This is a genomic window from Prevotella melaninogenica, assembly GCF_018128065.1.
Lineage (GTDB): Bacteria > Bacteroidota > Bacteroidia > Bacteroidales > Bacteroidaceae > Prevotella.
Window position 1 is genome coordinate 1,151,357 of the sequence record NZ_CP072359.1, and the last position, 22,548, is coordinate 1,173,904.

General features: G+C 40.5%; 22 protein-coding genes. 12 read left to right on the top strand and 10 right to left on the bottom strand.

Annotation, left to right across the window (positions count from 1 at the left end; translation table 11 throughout):
- Window positions 1–7 precede the first annotated feature (7 nt).
- From J5A56_RS04650 to J5A56_RS04665, 4 genes are read right to left on the bottom strand one after another with little or no spacing between them, the layout of a single operon-like run.
- Window positions 8–694, bottom strand: a complete 687-nt coding sequence (locus J5A56_RS04650) for a sigma-70 family RNA polymerase sigma factor (protein ID WP_021673168.1) — start codon at window positions 692–694, stop codon at window positions 8–10.
- Between the two features lie 35 nt (window positions 695–729).
- A complete protein-coding gene (locus J5A56_RS04655) occupies window positions 730–1,380 on the bottom strand; it encodes a DedA family protein (RefSeq protein ID WP_036920460.1) in 651 nt (216 codons plus the stop codon).
- 31 nt (window positions 1,381–1,411) lie between these two features.
- Window positions 1,412–2,605 (bottom strand): tetratricopeptide repeat protein, encoded by a 1,194-nt coding sequence (locus tag J5A56_RS04660; RefSeq protein ID WP_021673166.1) that lies wholly within the window; start codon window positions 2,603–2,605, stop codon window positions 1,412–1,414.
- Between the two features lie 17 nt (window positions 2,606–2,622).
- On the bottom strand, window positions 2,623–4,341 hold the full coding sequence (locus J5A56_RS04665; RefSeq protein ID WP_021673165.1) for a glutamine--tRNA ligase/YqeY domain fusion protein: 1,719 nt from the start codon (window positions 4,339–4,341) through the stop codon (window positions 2,623–2,625).
- Between the two features lie 755 nt (window positions 4,342–5,096).
- Between J5A56_RS04665 and J5A56_RS04670 the strand changes: the two genes are divergently transcribed.
- On the top strand, window positions 5,097–6,359 hold the full coding sequence (locus J5A56_RS04670) for an Nramp family divalent metal transporter (protein ID WP_021673164.1): 1,263 nt from the start codon (window positions 5,097–5,099) through the stop codon (window positions 6,357–6,359).
- Window positions 6,360–6,771: 412 nt separating this feature from the next.
- On the opposite strand, the gene J5A56_RS04675 is transcribed toward J5A56_RS04670, so the two are convergent.
- Window positions 6,772–6,993, bottom strand: coding sequence for a hypothetical protein (locus J5A56_RS04675; protein WP_021673163.1), 222 nt, complete (start codon window positions 6,991–6,993; stop codon window positions 6,772–6,774).
- A gap of 208 nt (window positions 6,994–7,201) precedes the next feature.
- Here J5A56_RS04675 and J5A56_RS04680 point away from each other — a divergent pair, with 208 nt between their 5' ends.
- The 3 genes from J5A56_RS04680 to J5A56_RS04690 all read left to right on the top strand — a co-directional run bounded on the left by J5A56_RS04680 (window position 7,202) and on the right by J5A56_RS04690 (window position 9,379).
- Window positions 7,202–7,822 (top strand): Type 1 glutamine amidotransferase-like domain-containing protein, encoded by a 621-nt coding sequence (locus J5A56_RS04680; RefSeq protein WP_021673162.1) that lies wholly within the window; start codon window positions 7,202–7,204, stop codon window positions 7,820–7,822.
- 62 nt (window positions 7,823–7,884) lie between these two features.
- The gene (gene nth, locus J5A56_RS04685) at window positions 7,885–8,532 is read left to right on the top strand and encodes an endonuclease III (protein ID WP_021673161.1); all 648 of its coding nucleotides are present in this window, start codon (window positions 7,885–7,887) and stop codon (window positions 8,530–8,532) included.
- 136 nt (window positions 8,533–8,668) lie between these two features.
- Window positions 8,669–9,379 (top strand): DUF2461 domain-containing protein, encoded by a 711-nt coding sequence (locus J5A56_RS04690; RefSeq protein ID WP_021673160.1) that lies wholly within the window; start codon window positions 8,669–8,671, stop codon window positions 9,377–9,379.
- A 95-nt stretch (window positions 9,380–9,474) separates the two neighbouring features.
- On the opposite strand, the gene J5A56_RS04695 is transcribed toward J5A56_RS04690, so the two are convergent.
- The gene (locus J5A56_RS04695) at window positions 9,475–12,168 is read right to left on the bottom strand and encodes a valine--tRNA ligase (protein WP_021673159.1); all 2,694 of its coding nucleotides are present in this window, start codon (window positions 12,166–12,168) and stop codon (window positions 9,475–9,477) included.
- A 145-nt stretch (window positions 12,169–12,313) separates the two neighbouring features.
- Between J5A56_RS04695 and mazG the strand changes: the two genes are divergently transcribed.
- The 3 genes from mazG to J5A56_RS04710 all read left to right on the top strand — a co-directional run bounded on the left by mazG (window position 12,314) and on the right by J5A56_RS04710 (window position 14,805).
- Entirely contained in the window at window positions 12,314–13,207 is an 894-nt protein-coding gene (mazG, locus tag J5A56_RS04700; RefSeq protein WP_021673158.1) for a nucleoside triphosphate pyrophosphohydrolase, read from the top strand.
- Between the two features lie 17 nt (window positions 13,208–13,224).
- On the top strand, window positions 13,225–13,782 hold the full coding sequence (locus J5A56_RS04705) for a lipoprotein (RefSeq protein ID WP_036920456.1): 558 nt from the start codon (window positions 13,225–13,227) through the stop codon (window positions 13,780–13,782).
- Between the two features lie 108 nt (window positions 13,783–13,890).
- Window positions 13,891–14,805, top strand: coding sequence for a ribonuclease Z (locus tag J5A56_RS04710; protein WP_021673156.1), 915 nt, complete (start codon window positions 13,891–13,893; stop codon window positions 14,803–14,805).
- Window positions 14,806–15,100: 295 nt separating this feature from the next.
- Here J5A56_RS04710 and J5A56_RS04715 read toward each other — a convergent pair whose 3' ends face one another.
- Complete coding sequence (locus tag J5A56_RS04715; RefSeq protein WP_021673155.1) at window positions 15,101–15,304, bottom strand: hypothetical protein; 204 nt, start codon at window positions 15,302–15,304, stop codon at window positions 15,101–15,103.
- A 136-nt stretch (window positions 15,305–15,440) separates the two neighbouring features.
- Here J5A56_RS04715 and rpsF point away from each other — a divergent pair, with 136 nt between their 5' ends.
- The 4 genes from rpsF to J5A56_RS04735 all read left to right on the top strand — a co-directional run bounded on the left by rpsF (window position 15,441) and on the right by J5A56_RS04735 (window position 17,760).
- Window positions 15,441–15,785, top strand: coding sequence for a 30S ribosomal protein S6 (rpsF, locus tag J5A56_RS04720; protein ID WP_021673154.1), 345 nt, complete (start codon window positions 15,441–15,443; stop codon window positions 15,783–15,785).
- 2 nt (window positions 15,786–15,787) lie between these two features.
- The gene (gene rpsR, locus J5A56_RS04725; RefSeq protein ID WP_004353605.1) at window positions 15,788–16,057 is read left to right on the top strand and encodes a 30S ribosomal protein S18; all 270 of its coding nucleotides are present in this window, start codon (window positions 15,788–15,790) and stop codon (window positions 16,055–16,057) included.
- 15 nt (window positions 16,058–16,072) lie between these two features.
- Window positions 16,073–16,600 (top strand): 50S ribosomal protein L9, encoded by a 528-nt coding sequence (rplI, locus tag J5A56_RS04730; protein ID WP_021673153.1) that lies wholly within the window; start codon window positions 16,073–16,075, stop codon window positions 16,598–16,600.
- An 86-nt stretch (window positions 16,601–16,686) separates the two neighbouring features.
- Window positions 16,687–17,760: an AAA family ATPase gene (locus J5A56_RS04735; protein WP_021673152.1), complete on the top strand. Its 1,074-nt coding sequence runs from the start codon at window positions 16,687–16,689 to the stop codon at window positions 17,758–17,760.
- A gap of 110 nt (window positions 17,761–17,870) precedes the next feature.
- Here J5A56_RS04735 and J5A56_RS04740 read toward each other — a convergent pair whose 3' ends face one another.
- The 3 genes from J5A56_RS04740 to nspC all read right to left on the bottom strand — a co-directional run bounded on the left by J5A56_RS04740 (window position 17,871) and on the right by nspC (window position 21,836).
- Window positions 17,871–19,418 carry a Gfo/Idh/MocA family protein gene (locus J5A56_RS04740; RefSeq protein WP_021673151.1) on the bottom strand — a complete coding sequence of 516 codons (1,548 nt, stop codon included), beginning with the start codon at window positions 19,416–19,418 and terminating at the stop codon, window positions 17,871–17,873.
- 497 nt (window positions 19,419–19,915) lie between these two features.
- Entirely contained in the window at window positions 19,916–20,611 is a 696-nt protein-coding gene (locus J5A56_RS04745; protein WP_021673149.1) for a DnaJ domain-containing protein, read from the bottom strand.
- A gap of 58 nt (window positions 20,612–20,669) precedes the next feature.
- Window positions 20,670–21,836: a carboxynorspermidine decarboxylase gene (gene nspC, locus J5A56_RS04750; protein WP_021673148.1), complete on the bottom strand. Its 1,167-nt coding sequence runs from the start codon at window positions 21,834–21,836 to the stop codon at window positions 20,670–20,672.
- Window positions 21,837–21,909: 73 nt separating this feature from the next.
- On the opposite strand from nspC, the gene J5A56_RS04755 reads away from it, so the two are divergent.
- On the top strand, window positions 21,910–22,518 hold the full coding sequence (locus tag J5A56_RS04755; RefSeq protein WP_021673147.1) for a hypothetical protein: 609 nt from the start codon (window positions 21,910–21,912) through the stop codon (window positions 22,516–22,518).
- Window positions 22,519–22,548 lie beyond the last annotated feature (30 nt).

Genomic DNA, 22,548 nt, shown 5'->3' on the forward strand with positions numbered 1-22,548 from the left:
ACAACCATTATTTCATCTTCTTATGAAGTTTGCGCAAAGCCTTGTCACGAATCTGGCGCACACGTTCACGTTTTAGTCCCATATCCTCCGCAATCTCTGCCATTGTGTAGTGTGCTCCACTTAGTCCATAGATATATGTAATGACGCGTTTCTCACGTTCATCAAGTACGTCTAATCCTTTTTGAATTTCGTTACTGATGATTTCTTGGTTAAGATGTTCGTCTGCATGCTTAGCATTTTCGTTCTCAAGGATATGCTGAAGGGTGAAGTTGTTACTACTTCCTACGGGTACAGGCTGGTCTATAGAGATTGCCTGTGAACGTTTCTGTTCATATCTACTTGTCTCGTTCTTAGGAAGTTTATAGAGTGTAGCTTGCTCTTTGATAGCCTCTTCCATGGCTTTACGGATGTAAGGAGCAGCAAAGACGACAAAGCGTACGCCCCTTGAGCCATCAAATTTCTGCGCAGCATACATCATACCGATGTTCCCCTCGCTGATAAGGTCGTCTTCTCCCAATCCTCGATTACGATATTGATGTGCCAATGAAACAACAAACTTCAAGTTGGCCTTGGTAAGTTTCTCTAAGGCGTTTGCATCGCCAACCTTTATCTTTTCTGCTAATTCTTGTTCTTCTTTGTCTGAAAGAAGTTGCTCTTTAGCTATATCTTCGATGTATTTCTCGTTTGAAGTCATAAAAAAGTGTTGTGGTAGAATATTATTATATAGGGTTATACCTGCTGTGAATGGTTCTTGTTGTTCTTCTTTTTCTTTACATACCACTTAACAAGGAAGTAAAAACAAACAACAATTACCAAGAAGATAAGACCAAACTTAATATACTCTCCATACTCTAAAATCTTCTCTTGGAGCTGATCTTCTGGTACAAAAGAGTGCATGTAATGTCCTAAAAGTGCAAGAATAGTGTGCCATGAGGCTGCACCTATAGTAGTATAAAGCAAGAACTTCCAATAGCTCATCTTCGCCAATCCTGCTGGAATGGAGATAAGATGGCGAATACCTGGTAAGAGACGTCCAGTGATTGTAGCCACCATACCATGCTCATCGAAGTATCGTTCGCTCTTTTCGACCTTTTCTTGATTCAATAAACAAAGATGTCCCCATTTACTATTTGCAAATTTATAAATGATAGGGCGACCCAAATACCATCCTGCAAGATAGTTTATAGTTGCACCAACATCTGCTCCTAATGTGGCAAAAAGAATTACCAACCATATATCAAGGTTGCCTGCGGCAGCATGATAGGCAGCTGGGGCAACAACTAATTCTGATGGTACAGGGATAACCGTACTTTCAAGAAGCATCAAAATAAAGATAGTGCCATAGTTGAGATGTCCGAGCATGGATGTGATAAAACTCATAATGATATGTTATTAATTATAATTCTGTTTGTTATAAAATACGAATATTGGGGTAGTCTTGTGGGCTTGTTCCTTCTGGATAGAGGTCTGATAGTACCTCTATACTCTCCTCTGGATTCCTTTCAACGGCTTGTTGCAAGTATATATTGAACTCCTTTTTTAGCTTTAATTCATAACAACAGCGTGCAAGGTATGCAAAGCCGATGTCCCAGTCGTCATCCATTTCTGGCAATAACGTACTAAAGATATTGTAAGCATATTCGACATATCCATTGTCAAAGGTTGAAATACCAATATGGATGAGTGTCAGACTCTTGCTCTGTGTTTCTGCTAATGCCAGATGATAATATCGTTGCGCTTCTGAAGCATTGCCCTGCATGAGATGTATATGTCCGATAGTAACATCAACGACAGTTGTATCTTGATTATGGCAGAGCTTCTTATAACGCTCGTAGTACTTCAGAGATTCCTCATAATTTCCAAGTGTAAAGAGTCCGTTGGCCTTGTTGAGGATAGCTTCTTCATCATCAGGGTTGATAGCTATGGAGTATTCACTTGATGTGATTGAATCCTTTATGTCATTCCTTAAAAGCTGATTCTGGGCTAACTGATTCCAGTAAGGACCAGAATAAGGGTTGGTATCAAGTAACTCATTGAGAATGGATTCACTCTCTTTATACTTCCCACGGCTTTTGAGAAGACGCGCACGAAGTTCCTTATAATCGTTATCTTCTGTCTTTGTTGAGCGGCTCAACCATTTCTCTACATATTCATTTTCTTCATAATCGGAAAAGAGAGCAGCAACATCAAGGACATAATCCTCGCGGTCTTCTTGTGAGATAACCTCGTCATACTGATTTTGAAGGAAGTCATCTGCATCGTCTGCCTTATTATCAACGATCATAATTTCAGCCTTAAGATAGAGATAATCTAAGTCACTCTTGTCAACAATCATCTCTGCAATCTCGTTAGCAAGCTCTGGGTCTTCGTCGATGAATAATGCTAAACGTGCCTTGAAAGAAAGTGGAGTAGTGGCTGTTGGATACAAGCGGGTGGCATAATCGATAGCTTCTAAAGCATTGTTATCCTCACCAACATAGTGATAATATTCAGCAACATCAGTCAGTTCCTCTGGGTCGAGGAACTCGCTGATGTTGTCTTTTTGCAGTTCTTCATATCTATGAAGGACTTGCTTGAATTTATCACTCTGATAGTATATATCCAAATCTTACTTTACTTTAGTTATGCTTTGGCCTTCTTTGCCCAAGTATCTTTCAAGCCAACAGTCTTATTAAACACGAGGTGATCGGCTGTTGTATCTGGGTCAAGCATGAAGTAACCTGTGCGCTGGAACTGTAGATAATCACCCGGTTTCTTCTCAGCGAGATACTGTTCAACGTAGCACTCTGTGTGTACAGTAAGGCTTTCTGGATTGAGAAGCTCACGGAAATCACGCTCATCAGCAGCAGGATTCTCTACGTTGAACAAGCGGTCGTACTCACGTACCTCTGCCTTTAAGCAGTGGTCAGCGCTAACCCAGTGGAGAGTACCTTTCACTTTACGGTCAGCACCCTGCATACCGCTCTTGCTCTCTGCATCGTATTCAGCCTGAATCTCTATGATGTTACCCTCAGCATCCTTAGTGCAGCCAGTACATTTAACAATGTAGGCATTCTTCAATCTCACTTCTTTACCGGGAGACATACGGAAGAACTTCTTTGGTGCATCCTCCATAAAGTCTGCACGTTCAATCCAAAGATTCTTTGAGAAGGTGATAGTGTGTGAACCATCTGCTTCATTCTCTGGGTTGTTGATAGCCTCCATTTCCTCAGTCTTTCCTTCTGGATAGTTGGTAATAACAAGCTTTACAGGGTCGAGCACAGCGCTAACACGTGTTGCTTTCTTATTCAAGTCATCACGTACTGCAGCCTCCAACAATGCTACATCATTAAGCGCATCAAACTTCGTATAACCGATAGAGTCAATGAAGTTACGAATAGACAGAGGAGAGTAACCACGACGACGCATACCACAAAGGGTCGGCATTCGTGGGTCATCCCATCCATTAACAAGATGCTCATCAACCAATGTATGAAGTTTACGCTTTGACATTACTGTATAAGTAAGGTTCAAGCGGTTAAACTCAATCTGTCGTGGACGGTTGTCAGTCAAGTTGTCATCAGTACCATCACTTTCTTTCAAGAAGTCTATCAACTTATCATAGAGAGGACGGTGAGGAACGAATTCGAGTGTACAGATAGAGTGGGTTACTCCCTCGAAGTAGTCGCTCTGTCCGTGTGCAAAGTCATACATTGGGTAGCAATGCCACTTTGTTCCTGTACGATGATGTGGAATCTGAATGATTCGGTAGATGATAGGATCACGGAAGTGCATATTAGGGTTAGCCATATCAAGCTTAGCACGAAGTACCATACTACCCTCAATAGCCTCAGGTGTATTCATCTGCTCAAACAGTGCAAGGCTTTCCTCTATAGGACGATCACGATAAGGTGATGCTATACCCGGTGTGGTTGGTGTACCCTTTTGTGTTGCAATCTGCTCAGATGTCTGCTCGTCAACGTATGCCAATCCCTTTTTAATCATCCATACAGCAAAGTCCCACAGTTTCTCAAAGTAATCACTTGCATAATAAATGTTACCCCATTTGAAACCAAGCCAACTAATATCATGAAGAATGTTCTCTACATATTCATTATTCTCTTTGCTTGGATTTGTATCATCAAAGCGAAGATTGCAGATACCCTTATAATCTTCAGCTACACCAAAGTCCATGCAAATCGCTTTTGCATGACCAATATGGAGATAGCCATTTGGCTCTGGCGGGAAACGTGTCTGAATACGTCCTCCGTTCTTACCATTTGCGAGGTCTTCCTCTACCAGTTGTTCAACGAAGCTCAAGCTACGCTTCTCCTCATTGGTGTTGTTCTCTATCGTAGTCATATTTTCCTATTTATTATTATGCTGCAAAGTTACTTATTTTTTCTCGTTTTTGATGCACTTTATTATAAATAATGGTTTATATTCTTTTATGAAGTTTGATATTAATTTATTATAAGTGTATTTAAGTAATGTATTAAAAGCTAAAATGTGTTTTCTGTAATGGAATAAAAGTAATTCCTTTGTTCTTTTTTAATTGTTTAATAAAAGTGAATAAGGCAAAGTGTCAGAGATTGATATAGGTGTGGTAACAAATGTTCCTTTATTGATAAAAAAATTGTATAAAAGCTTGCACATATAAAAATAAAGCTCTATCTTTGCAATCGTTATCCTGAATACAATCTTTTTACCTTAAAGAAACTAATACCTATTGAGATTGAATGCCCATCGCTGTGAAGCGTAGGGCATTTCTATTTTTACTAACTTCTATGTAACGTATATTTGTTTACAATATTGTGTTTCTATGTTTTACTTTTTCTTAAAAATAATCTTATAATTTTTCTTTATAACTTTTTAGTGTTGTTTTTTGTTTAAGGTTAAGGTGTAAGGGTAACTATTTACAGTACCTTTTAACGGTTAATGTCTTTTTTTATAGTTTATCTTATTGATTAATGGATGAAATATAATCTCTGAATTTGCTTTGATATATCAATCTTCTTCCTCATGCCTTGCTCCTCAATTGTATTTCTTTCAATATTTCCTTTTTATCTTGTAGTTTCTCATATAGAAATTGTAACTTTGCATAAAACTTGAGAATAATGAAAAATATATTAAAAGATTTAGGACGTAAGGACCATCCACGTGTGTTGGGTGCCTTAGATATATTTAAGTTTATTGGTCCCGGTTTATTGGTGACCGTAGGTTTTATTGACCCCGGTAACTGGGCAAGTAACTTTGCTGCTGGTTCAGAGTATGGTTATGCGTTGTTATGGGTAGTAACCCTTTCAACGATTATGCTCATTGCTTTGCAGCATAACGTTGCTCACCTTGGTATTGTGACAGGACTTTGTTTGAGTGAGGCTGCTGTAAAATATACGCCAAAATGGATAGGTCGACCAATTATTGTGAGTGCTATTCTTGCCAGTATCTCTACCTCTTTAGCTGAGATTCTTGGTGGAGCGATTGCGTTACAAATGCTTTTGGGAATCAGTATTCCAACAGGCTCCGTTCTAACAACTGTGGCAGTATTGATAATGCTGTTTACGAATAGTTACAAGAAGATGGAACGTGCCATTATTGGCTTTGTGTCAATGATTGGTCTTTCGTTTGTCTACGAACTCTTCCTCGTTGATATTCATTGGCCTGCAGCTATTGAAGGAGCTTTCGTTCCTACTGTTCCACAAGGGTCTCTCTTGATTATTATGAGTGTGTTGGGTGCTGTTGTGATGCCTCATAATCTTTTCCTTCATTCAGAGATTGTACAGAGTCGTGAGATTCATTTGAAGGGTGATGAACGTATCCGCCACATGTTAAAGTATGAGTTTTTTGATACGCTTTTCTCTATGATTGTCGGCTGGGCTATTAATTCAGCAATGATACTTTTGGCTGCAAGTACCTTCTTCTCTCATGGGCAGCATGTAGATGAACTGTCTCAAGCGCAGGCAATGTTACAACCTTTGTTGGGTAATAATGCAGCGAACATCTTTGCAATTGCCTTGCTTTTAGCAGGTATTTCCAGTACGATAACCAGTGGAATGGCTGCGGGTAGTATCTTCTCAGGTCTTTTTGGTGAGTCATATAATGCGCAAGATACGCACTCTATTGTTGGTATCGTCCTCTCGTTGGGTATTGCGCTTTTGATGATTTTCTTCATTGGCGACCCATTCAAAGGACTGATTATTTCGCAGATGTTCCTGTCTGTTCAGCTTCCTTTCACCGTTTTCTTACAAGTGGGTCTGACTTCTTCTAAGCGAGTGATGGGTAAATATGCCAATACTAAGTTGAATATGCTCTTCCTCTATTCGTTAGCAGGAATTGTTACCTTACTTAATATATGGCTTTTGATAGAAAGTATATCATAAGGGTTATATCCTGAAAGGAACGGTTGAGGACCTTATTTTGTAAAATAAAATCACAAATTAAAAAAGAATTGATGCTTAGTTGTGTTTCAATTAGGCGTTAATTGAGGTGTAAAAGGGCGTTAGTTGGCATGCAACTAACGCCCTTTTGCAATGCTGTTAAGCACCTTTTGCAACGGCTCTCACAACTGTCTGATTATCTGTTGATTATAAAGACGGTTTTTCTTGGTACTTTTGAGGTAAAATGAACCTTACTACTTGCTTTTTATGTAATGATTTTTCAAATCCAATGTGTGTGATTTTTTGTGCTATAAAAGGAGATTTTTGAAGATTAAAACCACATTATATAAAACAAAGAAAGCGGGAATGTTACAACCATATCATTCCCGTCTATCATATTCCTTGCTATTAAATCTTAGATTGCTTTGTAGCCTTTTGTACTGTTATGTGCAAGCAAATCTTTAAGATTTAGCTCTCTACCGCCATGGGCTTCGTAAGCTTCTCTCATTTCTTCCTCGCCTTCAGCCTCTTCTTCAGAGTGAATGAATGTAACACACTTGTCTTTAAGTTCTGCGACTACCCAGCCAATCAATGCGATGATAAGCAGTGAAATTAGTCCTATCATTGGAGTTGTCATAATTGATTTGTTTTTTATTTCTGATGCAAAATTACATTAAGTTTCGGAAAGGACCAAATAATCTGTTAGTTTTTAGTAACTTTGCAGTATTAAACGTGAGATGTAAGAGGTATAGATTTATAGTATTCTTAATTATAATACTGATTTTTATTCCTGTTCAATCTGTTTATAGTACTAATGATAGGGAGGTTCTAAACATAATATATTAATGAAGAAAATCTTTTTATGTTCATATTTTGCGGAGGTTGCTTCTATTTTATCCGAATCTGTTTCAGTTCCGTTGAGAGGCAAGACAGTAGCATTTATCCCTACGGCAAGCATTCATGAAGCGTATACGCAATATGTGGAAGAAGCCAGAGTGGCATTTGATTCTCTTGGACTTATTGTTAAGGAATTGGAAATTACTCAATGTAGTAAGAATGAAATAGAAGAGGTCCTGACAAGCTGCGACTGTATCTATGTATCGGGTGGCAATACGTTTTTTCTCTTGCAGGAATTGAGGAGAACTGGTGTCGACAGGTATATCATAGAGCAGGTGGAGCAAGGAAAACTATATATTGGGGAATCTGCTGGAGCGATGATACTTGCTCCCAACATTGAATATGCAAAGGGTATGGATGACTGTTATTCGCGGGTGTCAGGAATGGAGGACTTTGTTGGTCTTGGACTTGTTGGATTCTATCCTGTTGTACATTTCGATAGTTTTCCTTTTGAAAAGGCTGCACGGGAAGTTGTCAACAAGAATAGCAATCTGCCCTTGAAGATTATTACAAATCAGCAAGCTATTGCTGTTGTGGGAAACAATGTCGTAATAAAAGAAAGAAAATAATTTTTATTGGCTGAGATAATTGTCTGAGCTGTTTATTTAATGCTGTACTATATTATAAAAGGATGACAAGAAAAGAAAGATATGATTATGCACTGAGTTATTTTCGCAAGAATGTTGGGCATGTTTCGACTGAGCTAAATTTTGGTTCGGCATTCCAACTTCTTTGTGCGACACTCCTTTCTGCTCAGTGTACGGATAAGCGAATCAATGCGATTACGCCAGAATTGTTCCGTCATTATCCAGATGCAAAGGCGATGGCAGAGGCTACAGCCGATGAGATATTTGAGTATGTGAAGAGTGTTTCTTACCCCAATTCAAAGGCAAAACATTTAGTTGAGATGTCGAAGATGTTAGTAGAGAAGTTTGGCGGAGAAGTCCCTTCTGACCCTAATGAACTCGTAACATTACCTGGAGTAGGGCGTAAGACGGCAAATGTTATTCAAGCAGTGTGGTTTGGTAAGCCGACACTTGCTGTTGACACGCACGTTTACCGTGTCAGTCATCGTTTAGGACTGGTTCCTTCAACAGCCAACACGCCTCGTAAGGTTGAGGATTATCTGATGAAGAATATTCCTAAAGATGAGGTGTCGGATGCGCATCATTGGATATTACTTCACGGTCGTTATGTTTGCAAGAGTGCGAAGCCTGATTGTGAACATTGTCCTTTTGATGATATATGTCCAAAGTTGTTGGATAATAGTAAGTTGTAGGATAGTATAGTTGACGAGTTAACGAGTTTACAAGTTAACAAGTTAATTGATGGTAGGGTTTATAGTTGACGGTTGACGAGTTAACAAGTGAACGAATTGATAGTGTAAAATTAAACAAGATAAACCGCAAAAGATTATGGATACAAAGAAGATAATGCACTTCCTGAAAGGTATTGCTGCGAACAATAATAAGCAATGGTTTCAGGAGCATAAGGCTGAATACGATGAGGTGAAGGATGATTTCGAGAAAGGAGTTGACCAAATAATATCTTGTTTGGCGACCTTTGATGATGAGGTTTCACACTTGACGGCAAAGGATTGTACTTATCGTTTTTATCGTGACGTTCGTTTTTCACCTGATAAAAGTCCATATAAACGCCACTTGGGTGCATACATTTGTGCACGTGGTAGAAAGGCTTTGCGTGGTGGTTATTATATACATCTTCAGCCAGGCAACTGCTTGGTTGGTGTGGGATGCTATTGGTTGCCTACGAATATATTGACTTCATGTCGCAATGAAATCATGGCGAACATTGATGAATGGCGTAAAGATGTAGAGAATGAGGACTTTCTTAATTTGTTCGGACGACCTAATGAAGGTGAATGGACCGACGATAAAGTCAGTAAGAGAGGCTTTGGACTTGCAGCTTTAAAGACTGTTCCAAAGGGATTTCCAAAAGATTATGAGTATCTTCGGTATCTTCGAATGAAGGATTATTGCTGTTGGGTGTCTGTGCCTGATGACTTCTTCGAGGGCGATGGCTGGGTTGAGCAGTTAGAACATATCTGTAAGACAGGTAAGCCTATGATGGACTTTATTAATAATGTGGTAGATGATTATGAATAAAAACAAATAAAGAGGAACGCAAAGGCATTCCTCTTTATTTTTATATGTACTAAAACGCTTTGGCTAATGAACCCATTAGCCAAAGAGATAATAGATTATTTCTTTCTCAGTTCTTCAAGACTTGCTTTCAAAGCAGCAATCTTCTCCTCTGAGTCGCTCTGCTTTTTGCGCTCACGCTCGATAACTGCAGCAGGAGCATTTGCCACGAAGTTCTCATTTGAAAGTTTCTTCTTGATACCTGCAAGGAAGCCTTCAAGGTGCTTGAGTTCCTTCTCCTGCTTCTCAATCTCAGCTGCAACGTCAATCAAGTCGCCCACTGGAACAGCGAAACTGTCGGTACCTACCATGAAGCCAGATGCATCGCCACTCTTCTCTGTTACTACTTCAATAGTCTTTAAGTTAGCCATCTTAGCGATTACACTGTTATAAGCCTCGTAGTTGTTCTGACCGATTACGTTCAAGTCGAGTTCAACCTTTGGTGCAATATTCTTCTGGTTACGTACGGTTCTTACACCGCTGACAATCGCTTTGACCTGCTCAATTGCCTCAATAAGTTTCAAGTCGTCCTTACTTGGTGCATCGAGTTTCAACTCATCACGCATAATGCTCTCGCTATCCTTGCGATCGTAGATGTGCTGCCACAACTCTTCAGTGATGAAAGGCATGAATGGGTGAAGCATCTTAAGCAGTGAGTTGAAGAATTTGAGTGTTGCTTCGTATGTCTGCTTGTCGATTGGCTTGCCATATTCTGGCTTAATCATTTCCAAGTACCAGCTTGAGAACTCGTCCCAGAAGAGCCGGTAAACAGTCATCAAAGCCTCTGAAATACGATAGCTCTTAAACTGCTCATTCATTTCTGCATTTACTTCTTTCAACTTAGCTTCGAACCACTCAACAGCAATCTTGTTTGCCAATGGCTGCTCAGTATCAGCTGTCTCCCAACCTTGAACGAGGCGGAAGGCATTCCAAATCTTATTATTGAAGTTACGTCCCTGTTCGCAAAGTGTCTCGTCGAAAAGGATATCATTACCTGCAGGTGCAGAGAGCATCATACCCATACGAACACCATCAGCACCATACTTCTCGATGAGCATGATCGGGTCTGGTGAGTTACCAAGACTCTTACTCATCTTACGTCCGAGCTTATCACGTACAATACCTGTGAAGTAGACATGCTTGAATGGGAACTTGCCACGATACTCATAGCCTGCCATAATCATACGTGCTACCCAGAAGAAGATAATGTCTGGACCAGTAACAAGGTCGCTGGTAGGGTAGTAGTAGTTGATTTCTTCGTTGTCAGGGTTATTGATACCATCGAAGACAGAGATAGGCCACAACCAACTTGAGAACCAAGTATCCATGCAATCGCTCTCTTGTTCAAGGTCGGCAGCTGTTACTGAAGGATTAATCTCCTGTGCCAACTTCAATGCTTCTTCAGTAGTTTCTGCCACAACGGTGGCATTCTTACCTTCTGCATCTTTGAAGTAGTAAGCAGGAATACGATGACCCCACCACAACTGACGGCTGATACACCAGTCCTTGATGTTCTCTAACCAGTGGCGATATGTGTTCTTATACTTCTTTGGATAGAACTCTATATCGTCGTCCATGACTGGAGCGAGGGCGATATCAGCAAAGTGCTGCATCTTTAAGAACCATTGTGTAGAGAGTTTTGGCTCGATTGGTACGTGTGTACGCTCTGAGTATCCGACTTTATTATCATAGTCCTCAACCTTCTCCATCAAGCCTGCAGCCTCCAAATCCTTTGATATCTGCTTACGTACATCCATACGGTCCTGACCAACATACAAGCCAGCAGCTTCAGAGATAGTACCATTATCGTTGAAGATATCAATAGTTTCCAAACCGTGTTTCAAGCCAAGTGCATGGTCGTTAACGTCGTGAGCAGGTGTAACCTTCAAACAACCAGTACCGAACTGGATATCAACATAGGTGTCTTCAATAACTGGAATCACACGATTTACCAATGGAACAACTACACGAAGACCCTTTAACCATGTGTTCTTAACATCCTCTGGATTGATACACATAGCCGAGTCACCCATGATAGTCTCTGGACGAGTAGTTGCTACTACTGCATAGTAACCCTTCTCATCCTTGTGCATTACGTTGCCTTCATCCTTGCGTTCAACCTTTGCTTGGTCTTCTTCAGCAACATAATATTTAAGGTGATAGAGCTTAGAATGTTCATCCTTGTAGATTACCTCTTCATCAGAAAGAGCGGTCTGAGCCTGTGGGTCCCAGTTGACCATGCGTACACCACGATAGATATAGCCCTTCTTATAAAGGTCGCAGAATACTTTAATAACGCTTTTACTACGAATGTCATCCATTGTGAAAGCAGTACGATCCCAATCGCAGGAACAACCAAGTCGGCGCAGCTGCTTCAGGATAATGCCACCATGCTCGTGCGTCCAGTCCCATGCATGCTCAAGGAACTGTTCACGAGTGAGGTCAGTCTTCTTTACACCTTGTTCAGCGAGGCGACCTACAACCTTTGCTTCTGTGGCAATACTTGCGTGGTCAGTACCTGGAACCCAGCAAGCATTCTTACCCTCCATACGGGCACGTCTTACCAGAATATCCTGAATTGTATTGTTCAGCATGTGGCCCATGTGAAGCACACCTGTTACGTTTGGTGGTGGAATAACCACGGTGTAAGGCTCACGGTCATCAGGCTTAGAACTGAAAAGCTTGTTGTCCAGCCAATACTGGTACCATTTTGATTCCACTACTTGTGGATCATACTTGCTTGCTAATTCCATTGTCTCGTATATTATTATTTCTTTATTATCTTTAAAATTACGATGCAAAAGTACAAAAAATCCGCCTAAAAAGCGTATCTTTGCATCAATAATAGTACACTGATGAGTACTTTAACGTTTATGTTTAACTTTAAACATCAAGACTTTGCATACTAAAGAAGAGAAACTGAAAGCTTTTTCCCGACTTTTAGACATTCAAGAGCGACTCCGTAAGGAATGTCCGTGGGATAGAAAACAGACCAATGAAAGCCTCCGTCCCAATACGATTGAAGAAACGTTTGAATTGGTTGATGCGCTCTTAAAGAATGATTCAAAAGATATCTGTAAGGAGCTTGGCGACGTCATGGAGCACGTTATCTTCTATTCATTGCTCGGTGAAGAAAAAGATGATTTCGATGTTGCTGATGTCTGCAATGCTCAATCCGACAAACTTATGTTCAGGCATGATTTCATTGATTGGACGGGTTGGAGCGTGACACGCTCTGATATGATTGTTAATGCAGCTGGACAAGTTGTTTACAAAGATGAAGAACAGCAGATAACTAATAATGTAGAATCGTCCACTCCTAATACAGCTTCTCAGGTAGAATCAACATGGGAACAGCGCAAACAATGTGAACGTGATGGTAACACTTCGGTGCTTTCTGGTGTTCCAGATTCCTTGCCCAGTCTTATCAAGGCCTATCGTATTCAAGACAAAGCACGCAATGTTGGCTTTGATTGGGAAGAGAAAGAGCAGGTGTGGGATAAGGTGTATGAAGAATTAGGTGAACTAAAAAACGAGTTGGAAAAGGAAGATAAGCAACGTTCAACAGAAGAGTTTGGCGACTTTTTATTCTCTCTTATTAATGCAGCTCGTCTCTATCATCTTAATCCTGATAATGCTCTTGAGTATACAAATCAGAAGTTTATTAAAAGATTTAATTATATTGAGGAAGCTGCTAAAGCAAAAGGAGTTACGATAAAGGACTTGAGTCTTGCTGAGATGGAAGAGCTTTGGAATCAAGCTAAGGCAGAAAACGATTGCAATTATCATTGAAATTAAGGGATAAAAATATGAAAAAAAGCTTTTATTTTATTTTGTCTTTGTTTATTCTTGCAATAGCAATTTCTTGCAAGGATAGCAAACCGAAGTCAGTTATGTCTGAAACAGAAGAAGTTGAGGACTCTGTTGCGACAAACGATAGTACGGTCTATGGTACTATGGTTGATGGCAGTATGAACTCTATCATCCTGCTTGCAGACAATGGTGATACACTCGAATATCTTGTAAATCCAAACGATACACTTGAGGTTGTCAAAGGTGGAAAGTTAAATGGCGACCGCTTTGCCATCATCGGTTATAAAGAATATGGTGAAAACTTTATGCGTTCTGCGATTAACCTTACCTCATTGTTGGGCAACTGGACAAGTCTTGACCGTAACTTTGAAATCAAAGAAGGTGGAATCGTAACTTCAAGTTTGCAGTCAGAGAAGAATCCTTGGACAGAATGGAAGATATGGAATGGCAAATTGATTCTGTCAAAGGATACATTTGATGTAGAAAGTCTTGGAGCCGACACGTTGTCTTTGGAGAACAAGGCTGGTATTTTCGTATTTGCAAGAGGAAAGTAATTTCTTGCTATACCCTCGTTCAAAGAGTAAGTAACGACTATTATAAGAAATCGAATCTTTTCATTCCACTCTTCAAAAGACGTGATGAAAAAGGATTGGTAGGTAAGTATGGAACCATTCAAAGTACATATTCTTGGTTGCGGTAGTGCGTTACCAACTTTACAGCATAATGCTTCTTCCCAAGTTGTAGAGCTTAGGGAGAAGCTTTTTATGATTGATTGTGGAGAGGGAACTCAGATACAACTCCGTAGATTACGTATACATTTCTCGAAAATTATTGCTGTTTTTATCAGCCACCTGCATGGTGATCATTGTTTCGGTTTGCCTGGTATGATTTCAACTTTCGGGATGACGGGACGCACTGCACCTTTACATATCTATGCCCCTGCTGCTTTTGAGCCAATTCTCGATCAAATACTAAACTTCTTTTGTCAAGGTTTGGAGTTTAAAGTTGTCTTTCATGCTGTTGATACGAAGCGGAATAAGGTGATTTATGAGGATAGAAGTCTTACGGTTGAAACAATCCCTTTGCAGCATCGTATTGAATGTTGCGGTTTTCTGTTTCGTGAGAAGCCGACCTTACCACATATCCGTCGTGACATGATAGACTTTTATCATATTCCTATTAGTCAAATCAATAATATTAAGGTGGGAGCTGATTGGGTGACACCAGAGGGTGATGTGATTCCTAATAGTCGACTGACAACGCCTGCAGCACCAGCTCGCAGCTATGCTTATTGCTCTGATACACGGTACATTAAAACTTTACATAAGCTTGTAAAAGACGTTACTACGCTTTATCACGAAAGTACATACGCTGCACAAGATGCTGATCGTGCTCGTCTTTATTGGCATAGCACATCGCAGCAAGCTGCACAGGTAGCCCGTGATGCATCTGTGGGAAAACTTCTTTTAGGTCATTATTCTGCACGTTATGGCAATGAACAACAGTTGTTAGATGAGGCAAAAGAAATTTTTCCTAATAGCTTTCTGACACAAGAGGGTACAAGCTTTGATATATAAGTAGGTTTGTATGAATTGTTTTTGATGCAATTCAACGATTTTAATGTTATATTAATAAGAAAAGTAGCATATACCTATACTTATGTATAATATAGGCTTTTAAGGTTGCGAATAATCAGCTTCTGGACTTGTATTAGAGTGCTGAAATTCTATTGTAAATGATAACAACCGAATTATTTTCACGAAAATAATTATTTTTCTTCATGAAAATAAATATTTTTGTTCACGTAAATAAATATTTCTTGTCGTGAAAATAATTCGATAATGGTTGTCCCTTTTACTGATACAACGGTGGTTAATCCTTCTTTTCTTCCTCATTTGAAGATTGAAAAGAGGTTAAACGTTCTCCCCTTACAAATATTACAACACCACTTAAGACCAGTACCAATCCACCGAAAAGGAGTTCGTTGCCATTGTAGTGGAGGATGACATGAAGTGCGAATAAGAGCAGACCTAAAATAATGTCTGCAATCCCTAAGTATTTGATATATCTTTTCATACAAAAGTGTAAATATGCCGTTTATAGGCGCAAAAGTACTAAAAATATTTGGTCAGTTGCATAAAAATCAGTATTTTTGCACCGCATTTTGCGAAAGCAGATGTAATTTAATTCACATTTTATATATTTAAGTAGTATGAATCAATACGAAACCGTTTTCATTTTGACTCCCGTTTTGTCTGACGAACAGATGAAGGAAACGGTCGCTAAATTCAAGAAACTGCTCACCGACAATGGCGCTGAGATCTTGAACGAGGAGGCTTGGGGTCTGAAGAAGTTGGCTTACAACATCCAGAAGAAGTCATCAGGCTTCTATGCAATGTTAGAGTTCAACGCAGAACCATCAGTTATCAACACTCTCGAAACCGGCTTCCGTCGTGACGAGAAGGTTATTCGTTACATTACCGTTAAGCAGGACAAGTATTCTGCAGCTTATGCTGAGAAGCGTCGTGCTAAATGGGCAGCTAAAAAGGAGGCTTAATCATGGCAGAGCAGAAATCAGAAATCCGTTATTTGACCGCTCCTTCTATCGACACAAAGAAGAAGAAGTATTGCCGTTTCAAGAAGAGTGGTATTAAGTACATTGACTATAAGGATGGTGAGTTTTTGAAGAAGTTCCTTAACGAGCAGGGTAAGATTCTCCCTCGTCGTATCACAGGTACTTCTCTGAAGTATCAGCGTCGTGTGGCACAGGCTGTTAAGCGTGCTCGTCAGATTGCGCTCCTTCCTTATGTAACCGATTTGATGAAGTAAAAAGGAGGTCAATAGATGGAAATTATACTGAAAGAAGATATTATCGGTCTTGGATACAAGAACGATATCGTTAATGTAAAGAGCGGCTATGGTCGTAACTATCTCATTCCAACAGGTAAGGGTGTTATCGCATCTTCATCTGCTAAGAAGCAGTTGGCTGAGAACTTGAAGCAGCAGGCTTCTAAGCTTGCTGCTCTCAAGGCTGAGGCAGAGAAGAAAGCAGCTCAGTTGGAAGGTGTGGAGCTTGTTATCGAAACTAAGGTTTCTGCAACTGGCGTAACTTACGGTTCAGTTAATGCAGCTACTGTTGTTGAGGAGCTTGCTAAGCGTGGTATTGAAATTGATCGTAAGATCGTTACAATGCGCGATATGAAGAAGGTAGGCACATCTGAGGCTACTGTACACTTCCACAAGGAGGTTGAGGTTAAGGTTCCTGTAACTGTTGTTGCAGAGAATCAGCCAGCACCTGCTGTTGAGGAAGCTCCAGTAGAGCAGCCTGTAGAGGCATCTGTTGCTGAGGAGGAGACTCCAGCAGCTGAGTAATTCCTTATAGACATTTTGCACTGTAAAGCAGTAATGTTAGATAATAATCCCTTTCACTTTCGGGTGGAGGGGATTTTTTAGTCATTATGAAACGAATTGTACTTACCGGCGGTCCTTGTGCCGGAAAAACAACTGCACTTGTCAAGATTATTGAGCATTTCTCAAGTCTTGGCTATAAGGTGTTTATTATTCCTGAAGTACCTACGCTCTTCACGCAGGCTGGTATGGATTATCTTACGGATAATGCTGCATTCTTCTACGAAGGTGAGAAGGCAACATTAGAGATGCAGCTTGCTTTGGAGGATAAGTTTACTTGTATGGCAGAAACCATTGATAAGCCGACGATTATCGTTTGTGATCGTGGTACAATGGATATCTCTGCTTATATGAAACCAGAGATGTGGCAAGAGATTACGGCTGGTGTCGGTACTTCTTCTGAAGAACTTCGTGCTCGTTACGATGCTGTCCTTCACCTTGTAAGCGCTGCTGATGGAGCAGAACAGTTCTATACAACGGCTAACAATGCTCATCGTACAGAGGGATTGGAACTTGCTCGTGAACTTGATAAGAAAGTCATTCAGGCTTGGTCAGAACATCCTCACTTGCGTGTAATCAATAATCACGAGAACTTTGATACAAAGATTAAGCGTGTACTTCAGGATATTTCTAATGTTTTGGAGATTCCACAGCAGATAGTTGAAGAGCGTAAATATATCGTTCGATTGACAGGTGAGATTCCTGATGCTATTGAAAGTGAGATTACACAGACTTACCTTACTTCAGAACCTTGCAGTGAGGTGCGCCTACGTCGCCGTACGCTGAATGGTGTTTCAGTAAATGTTCGTACAGCGAAGAAGACTTTACCGAATAATGAACAGGTTGTTACTGAGCGACAGATTGACAATAATCTCTATGAGTCATTGATGCGTCAGGCAGACCCTTATCGTCAGTCAATCCACAAGATTCGTAAGACTTTTATTTGGCGCGGTCAGTTCTTTGAACTTGATACTTATCTGGCTCCTACCTCTAATCTTCAGATTTTAGAGACTAAGGGAATTGTAGATCATGAGGATGTAAACTTCCCTCCATTCATTGAAGTTCTTGAGGATATCACGGGTAAGACTGAATATTACAACTATAACTTAGCTTTGAAGAAATAAAGTTGTAAGACTTTGAATGGCAAGGGTAGCTTTACCTCTTACATGCATATAATAAATGCCGTAACACTCAGTGAGCGTTACGGCATTTGTTGTATATAGGTTTAAGAAGATTACTTCTTCTTTGCAGCCTTATCTACTTTCTCCCAGTATTTCTTACCCTTTTCCTTCAGCTTGGTTGTAAAGTCCATAGCATCTGCTGTAGCCTGTGCTTCATCAGCTGGTGAAGCATAAGCGTGGTGGAAGCCCTTAACTTTGTTCCACTGTCCACGTGTGAAATCTGGCACCTCTACAGGAATGTTACCATTGTCCATAGAGATAGAACCTAACTCTGCCAAGCAGCACCATTCTGCCAAGTCATATACATCAATATCCAATGGAAGGCCATTCTGCAGACAGTAAACTAAACGTGAGTCCATGATAAAGTCCATACCACCGTGTCCACCAACTTCTTTTGCCTGCTTCTCGTATTTAGCAACGATAGGACTCTCATACTTCTGTACCAATGCCTGTGCATCAACCTTTGAGAGGTAAGAATGACCAGAAAGATTGTCAGATGAAGGAGTAACACCTGAATTCTTCATCTCTTCAGATGAAAGTGCAAAGCCTTCAAAAGGATATTTGTTTGCAAAACCCTTTGTACCAGTGAGCTGATACATACGGTTATATGGCTGTGGAGTCATTACGTTATGGTGAATCTCAATAACTTTTCCGTTCTCAGTGCTGATGAGGGTTGTTGTATGATCGCCATTGCGGAATTCATTACAAGGTTCACCAGTCATTTTCTCAACCTGCTTCTTACCATTAACAGACTTTGTATCCATTGCAATGAGGGTGTTCATCTTGTCACCTCTATGGATATTCAAAACCTGTGCAATAGGACCTAAGCCATGAGTAGCATAGACATCGCCACGGAACTTCTGATTGTATTCAAGTCTCCAACCGAGCTTGTCCTGAGCATCCTTCTTCCAGTAAGCGTTCCAGAACTGAGATAATTCGTGGCGATAAGCACCCTGAACATAAAGAACTTCACCAAAAACATTATTCTGTGCCATGTTCAATGAGTTCAACTCAAAGAAGTCATAGCAGCAGTTCTCAAGCATCATACAGTGTAGGCGCTTCTTCTCCGAGAGGTCGATAAGCTGCCATATTTCAGAAAGATTCATTGCGGCAGGAACCTCAACAGCAACGTGTTTGCCGTTATTCATTGCCTCGTATGCAACAAGGAAGTGATGCTTCCAGTCTGGAGCAATGTAAACAAGGTCGATATCCTTACGCTTGCACAACTCCTTGTACCCATCCTCTCCTGAATAGATGTTGGCTGCTGGCATACTTGCTTTGCGCAGGTATTCCTGACACCTCTCTGCTCTGTCGCGCTCATGATCACAAAGTGCCATCACTTGGATGCCAGGGATATGTGTCCAACGCTCTACAGCATCATGACCACGCATTCCTAATCCAACAAATGCTACGCGAACAGTCTTCAACTTAGGTGTGGTCATATTCAACGCACTTTCCTGTCCTGCTGCACGTACTGGTACTTCTGTTACAGCTTTTCCATTGGTCACCTTGTATGGCCAATTGAATTGAGCCAATACAGTTGATGGTAAGAGTAAGCTGCCAAGTATAAACGCAGCAGCTATTGATCTTCTGATACTCATTGTTTTTAGTTATTTGTTTATTGGTAAATTTTGAATTTTAATATCTGTATTTGTAGGCAAAGATACTAAAAAATATTTAAACAAAAGAAGCAAGACTTCTCCTTTTTCTTAATGATTTAGCCATGGTTTAGTAAGAGTTGACTATTCAATGTGTTATGTAATATTGACCAGTTTTGAACTTAAATCAGTTTATCTGGGTTTGATGTTGTCTGGTAAACATATCCCCGAATATGTTAATCATTAGTTTCTCACCTAATTATTATAGACAGAATAGATTTTCTCTGTCTGTTTTCTACCGATGTGTTGATGCTTAGCACGTGTGGTGCTGTTGATAAACACCAATGGTGCTGTTGGTAAACACTTATCAAACTGCAATACCTATTAATAAGAATAATTGATGTTTCGGTCTAATAAATGATTTATATTATAATGCTTGTAAAAATTAAATAAGGAACTTCTACATTAAGTAAAAGCTCCTTATATAGTTTAATTTCTTATTAACCTTCACGCCTCATCTGTTCAATCAGTTCTTTCTGATGCTCGGTGAGATGGTCTGGTAGCTTCACATTGTAAGTGATAATGAGGTCGCCGAAGGTCCCATCGCCACGGTCATAACCCTTACCACGCAGGCGCACCTTGGTTCCACCTTGTGTCAGAGGTTTTACCTTCAGTTTTATCTTCTGTCCTCCAGAGAGTTGAATAATAATTTCACCACCTAATAATGCTGTGTAAAGATCAATGCCAACATTGGCTTCCATCTGTCCAGAAGGTTGTTGCCTACGTGTTCTGCCAGTATTAAACCCTGACGTACGACGGCCACCACCACCTCCGAAGAGGTCTTGGAAGAAGCTACTGAAGCCACCGCCTCCACTTCCAAAGCTACTGAAGTCAAAGCCACCGAATGGGTTGCCACCAGCTGGGTCGCCTTGTGGTCCACCAAAGCCACCAGCATTTTCGTAAGCATCAGCATTTCGCCACTGCTCTCCGTACTTGTCATATTTTGCTCGTTTCTCAGGGTCACCGATTACTTCAAACGCCTCGCTCAATGCTTGGAATTTAGCTTTTGCCTTTGGGTCGTTTGGATGTAAGTCTGGATGGAACTGCTTTGCTCGCTTTCTATAGGCTGCCCGCACATCCTTTTGAGGGATGTTTCGGTCAACGCCAAGTATCTTATAATAATCTATAAATGCCATAATATCTCCTCTCTAATTAAAGTTTATCACCGTTCTTAGGGTAGCAAATATTGTGCCATTAGTCCATTCTGTCACGATAATCCTCGTAAGTATATTCGCGTAGTACTTCGAGTTCGTTATCTGTATGGAGTAGGGCGATAGCAGGATGGCTGATACCATTGAACATATTTGTCTTGACCGTTGTGTAGTGAAGCATATCTTCAAAGATAATATTCTCGCCTACTTGCAGTGCATGGTCAAAGGTCCATGAGCCCATCCAGTCGCCACTTAGACAACTATTTGCCCCTAAGCGGTAAGTGTATTCGCCCTTTGCAGAGCCATCTTCATCAGCAAGTTCTGCGTTACGGATGGTTGGATGGTAAGGCATTTCAAGACAGTCGGGCATGTGGCAGGTGAAACTTCCATTGAGGATAGCTGTCTTTATACCATGATCTTCTACGATATCTACCACTTGTACTACCAGTGGACCCGTCTGCCAAGCAAAGGCACTACCCGGTTCGAGGATGACTTTGAGCCATGGATAACGCTTATGGAATCCTTGTAAGAGACGTATTAATCGTGGAATATCATAATCCTTGCGCGTCATGAGGTGACCACCACCAAAGTTAATCCACTTCAGTTGAGGGAACCACTTTGCAAACTTCTCTTCTATATGTACCAATGTGCGCTCGAAGACATCGCTTCCACTTTCGCAATGACAATGAATATGGAACCCATCTACGCTCTCTGGCAGTGTTTCAGGTAGTTTGTCAGCTGATATTCCAAAGCGAGTTCCTGCTGCACAAGGGTTATAAATCAGTGTTTCAACTTCTGAGTATTCAGGATTTACACGCAGACCGAAACTCAACTTTTCGTTCTCTATCTTGGCACGTACATGATAACGCTCATATTGAGTCAATGAATTGAAGACAAGATGAGAAGAGCAACGAGCAATGTCATCAATTTCATAATCGGTATAGCCCGGTGAAAAGGTGTGTGTGGGTGCTCCGAATTCCTCAAAGCCCAGTCGAGCTTCAAAGAGAGAGGAAGCTGTCGTAGCCTTGATATACTCACGGAAAATAGGAAACGTACGCCATAAAGCGTATGCCTTGAATGCGAGAATAATCTCAACATCAGCCTCTTTTGCCACGTGGGCAATAAGGTTAAGATTTTCTCTAAGCCTTGCCTCTTCCAGCACATACATTGGGCGAGAGAGTTCAGCGTATGTTAATGGATTTACTTTCATGGTGCAAATATAAGGAAAAATTTGCAGTTATGGGAAATAATCTCTACCTTTGCATTACAAATAAAGTAAAGGCATGAAACTGGTCATCATGACTAAGTCCACGTATTTTGTGGAAGAAGATAAAATTTTAAGTATGCTTTTCGAGGAAGGACTTGATAGTCTACACATCTCGAAGGCAGATTCTTCCCCACTTTATTTAGAACGTCTTCTCTCACTTTTGCCATCTGAATATCATCGTAAAATCACAGTACATCAGCATTTTAATATGAAGGACGAGTTCTCTTTGGGTGGTATCCATCTGGACAACTCAAGTATTACTGTGCCTCGTGGTTATCGTGGGTCTTTGAGTAGAACTTGCAACGATGTGATGCAATTGAAGGCTATGAAAAAGCAATCGGACTATGTCTTTCTAAAGAACATTCATCAACCACGCGAACTGTCAGCTCAAGAGGAGCGTGTTCTCTCTGACCTTGAGTTGGATGAGGCTTATAAGCAGGGACTCCTTGGGCGCTATGTTTATGCAATGGGTGGTGTGACAATAGATGATATACCTATTCTGCGAGAACTTGACTTTGGTGGCGTAGTGGTAAGGAACGACCTTTGGGATAAGTTCTGTATTCATAGTGAACAGAATTTTAGTTCTATCATTAACTACTTCCGTAAATTGCGTGCCCTCTGTTAGTAGTGCAGAGACTTATAAGAGATTTATACG

Coding starts and splice junctions, on each gene's coding strand:
- J5A56_RS04650 (WP_021673168.1), bottom strand. CDS start 694: ATGACTTCAAACGAGAAATACATCGAAGATATAGCTAAAGAGCAACTT.
- J5A56_RS04655 (WP_036920460.1), bottom strand. CDS start 1,380: ATGAGTTTTATCACATCCATGCTCGGACATCTCAACTATGGCACTATC.
- J5A56_RS04665 (WP_021673165.1), bottom strand. CDS start 4,341: ATGACTACGATAGAGAACAACACCAATGAGGAGAAGCGTAGCTTGAGC.
- J5A56_RS04670 (WP_021673164.1), top strand. CDS start 5,097: ATGAAAAATATATTAAAAGATTTAGGACGTAAGGACCATCCACGTGTG.
- J5A56_RS04675 (WP_021673163.1), bottom strand. CDS start 6,993: ATGACAACTCCAATGATAGGACTAATTTCACTGCTTATCATCGCATTG.
- J5A56_RS04680 (WP_021673162.1), top strand. CDS start 7,202: ATGAAGAAAATCTTTTTATGTTCATATTTTGCGGAGGTTGCTTCTATT.
- nth (WP_021673161.1), top strand. CDS start 7,885: ATGACAAGAAAAGAAAGATATGATTATGCACTGAGTTATTTTCGCAAG.
- J5A56_RS04690 (WP_021673160.1), top strand. CDS start 8,669: ATGGATACAAAGAAGATAATGCACTTCCTGAAAGGTATTGCTGCGAAC.
- J5A56_RS04695 (WP_021673159.1), bottom strand. CDS start 12,168: ATGGAATTAGCAAGCAAGTATGATCCACAAGTAGTGGAATCAAAATGG.
- J5A56_RS04705 (WP_036920456.1), top strand. CDS start 13,225: ATGAAAAAAAGCTTTTATTTTATTTTGTCTTTGTTTATTCTTGCAATA.
- J5A56_RS04710 (WP_021673156.1), top strand. CDS start 13,891: ATGGAACCATTCAAAGTACATATTCTTGGTTGCGGTAGTGCGTTACCA.
- J5A56_RS04715 (WP_021673155.1), bottom strand. CDS start 15,304: ATGAAAAGATATATCAAATACTTAGGGATTGCAGACATTATTTTAGGT.
- rpsF (WP_021673154.1), top strand. CDS start 15,441: ATGAATCAATACGAAACCGTTTTCATTTTGACTCCCGTTTTGTCTGAC.
- rpsR (WP_004353605.1), top strand. CDS start 15,788: ATGGCAGAGCAGAAATCAGAAATCCGTTATTTGACCGCTCCTTCTATC.
- rplI (WP_021673153.1), top strand. CDS start 16,073: ATGGAAATTATACTGAAAGAAGATATTATCGGTCTTGGATACAAGAAC.
- J5A56_RS04735 (WP_021673152.1), top strand. CDS start 16,687: ATGAAACGAATTGTACTTACCGGCGGTCCTTGTGCCGGAAAAACAACT.
- J5A56_RS04740 (WP_021673151.1), bottom strand. CDS start 19,418: ATGAGTATCAGAAGATCAATAGCTGCTGCGTTTATACTTGGCAGCTTA.
- J5A56_RS04745 (WP_021673149.1), bottom strand. CDS start 20,611: ATGGCATTTATAGATTATTATAAGATACTTGGCGTTGACCGAAACATC.
- nspC (WP_021673148.1), bottom strand. CDS start 21,836: ATGAAAGTAAATCCATTAACATACGCTGAACTCTCTCGCCCAATGTAT.
- J5A56_RS04755 (WP_021673147.1), top strand. CDS start 21,910: ATGAAACTGGTCATCATGACTAAGTCCACGTATTTTGTGGAAGAAGAT.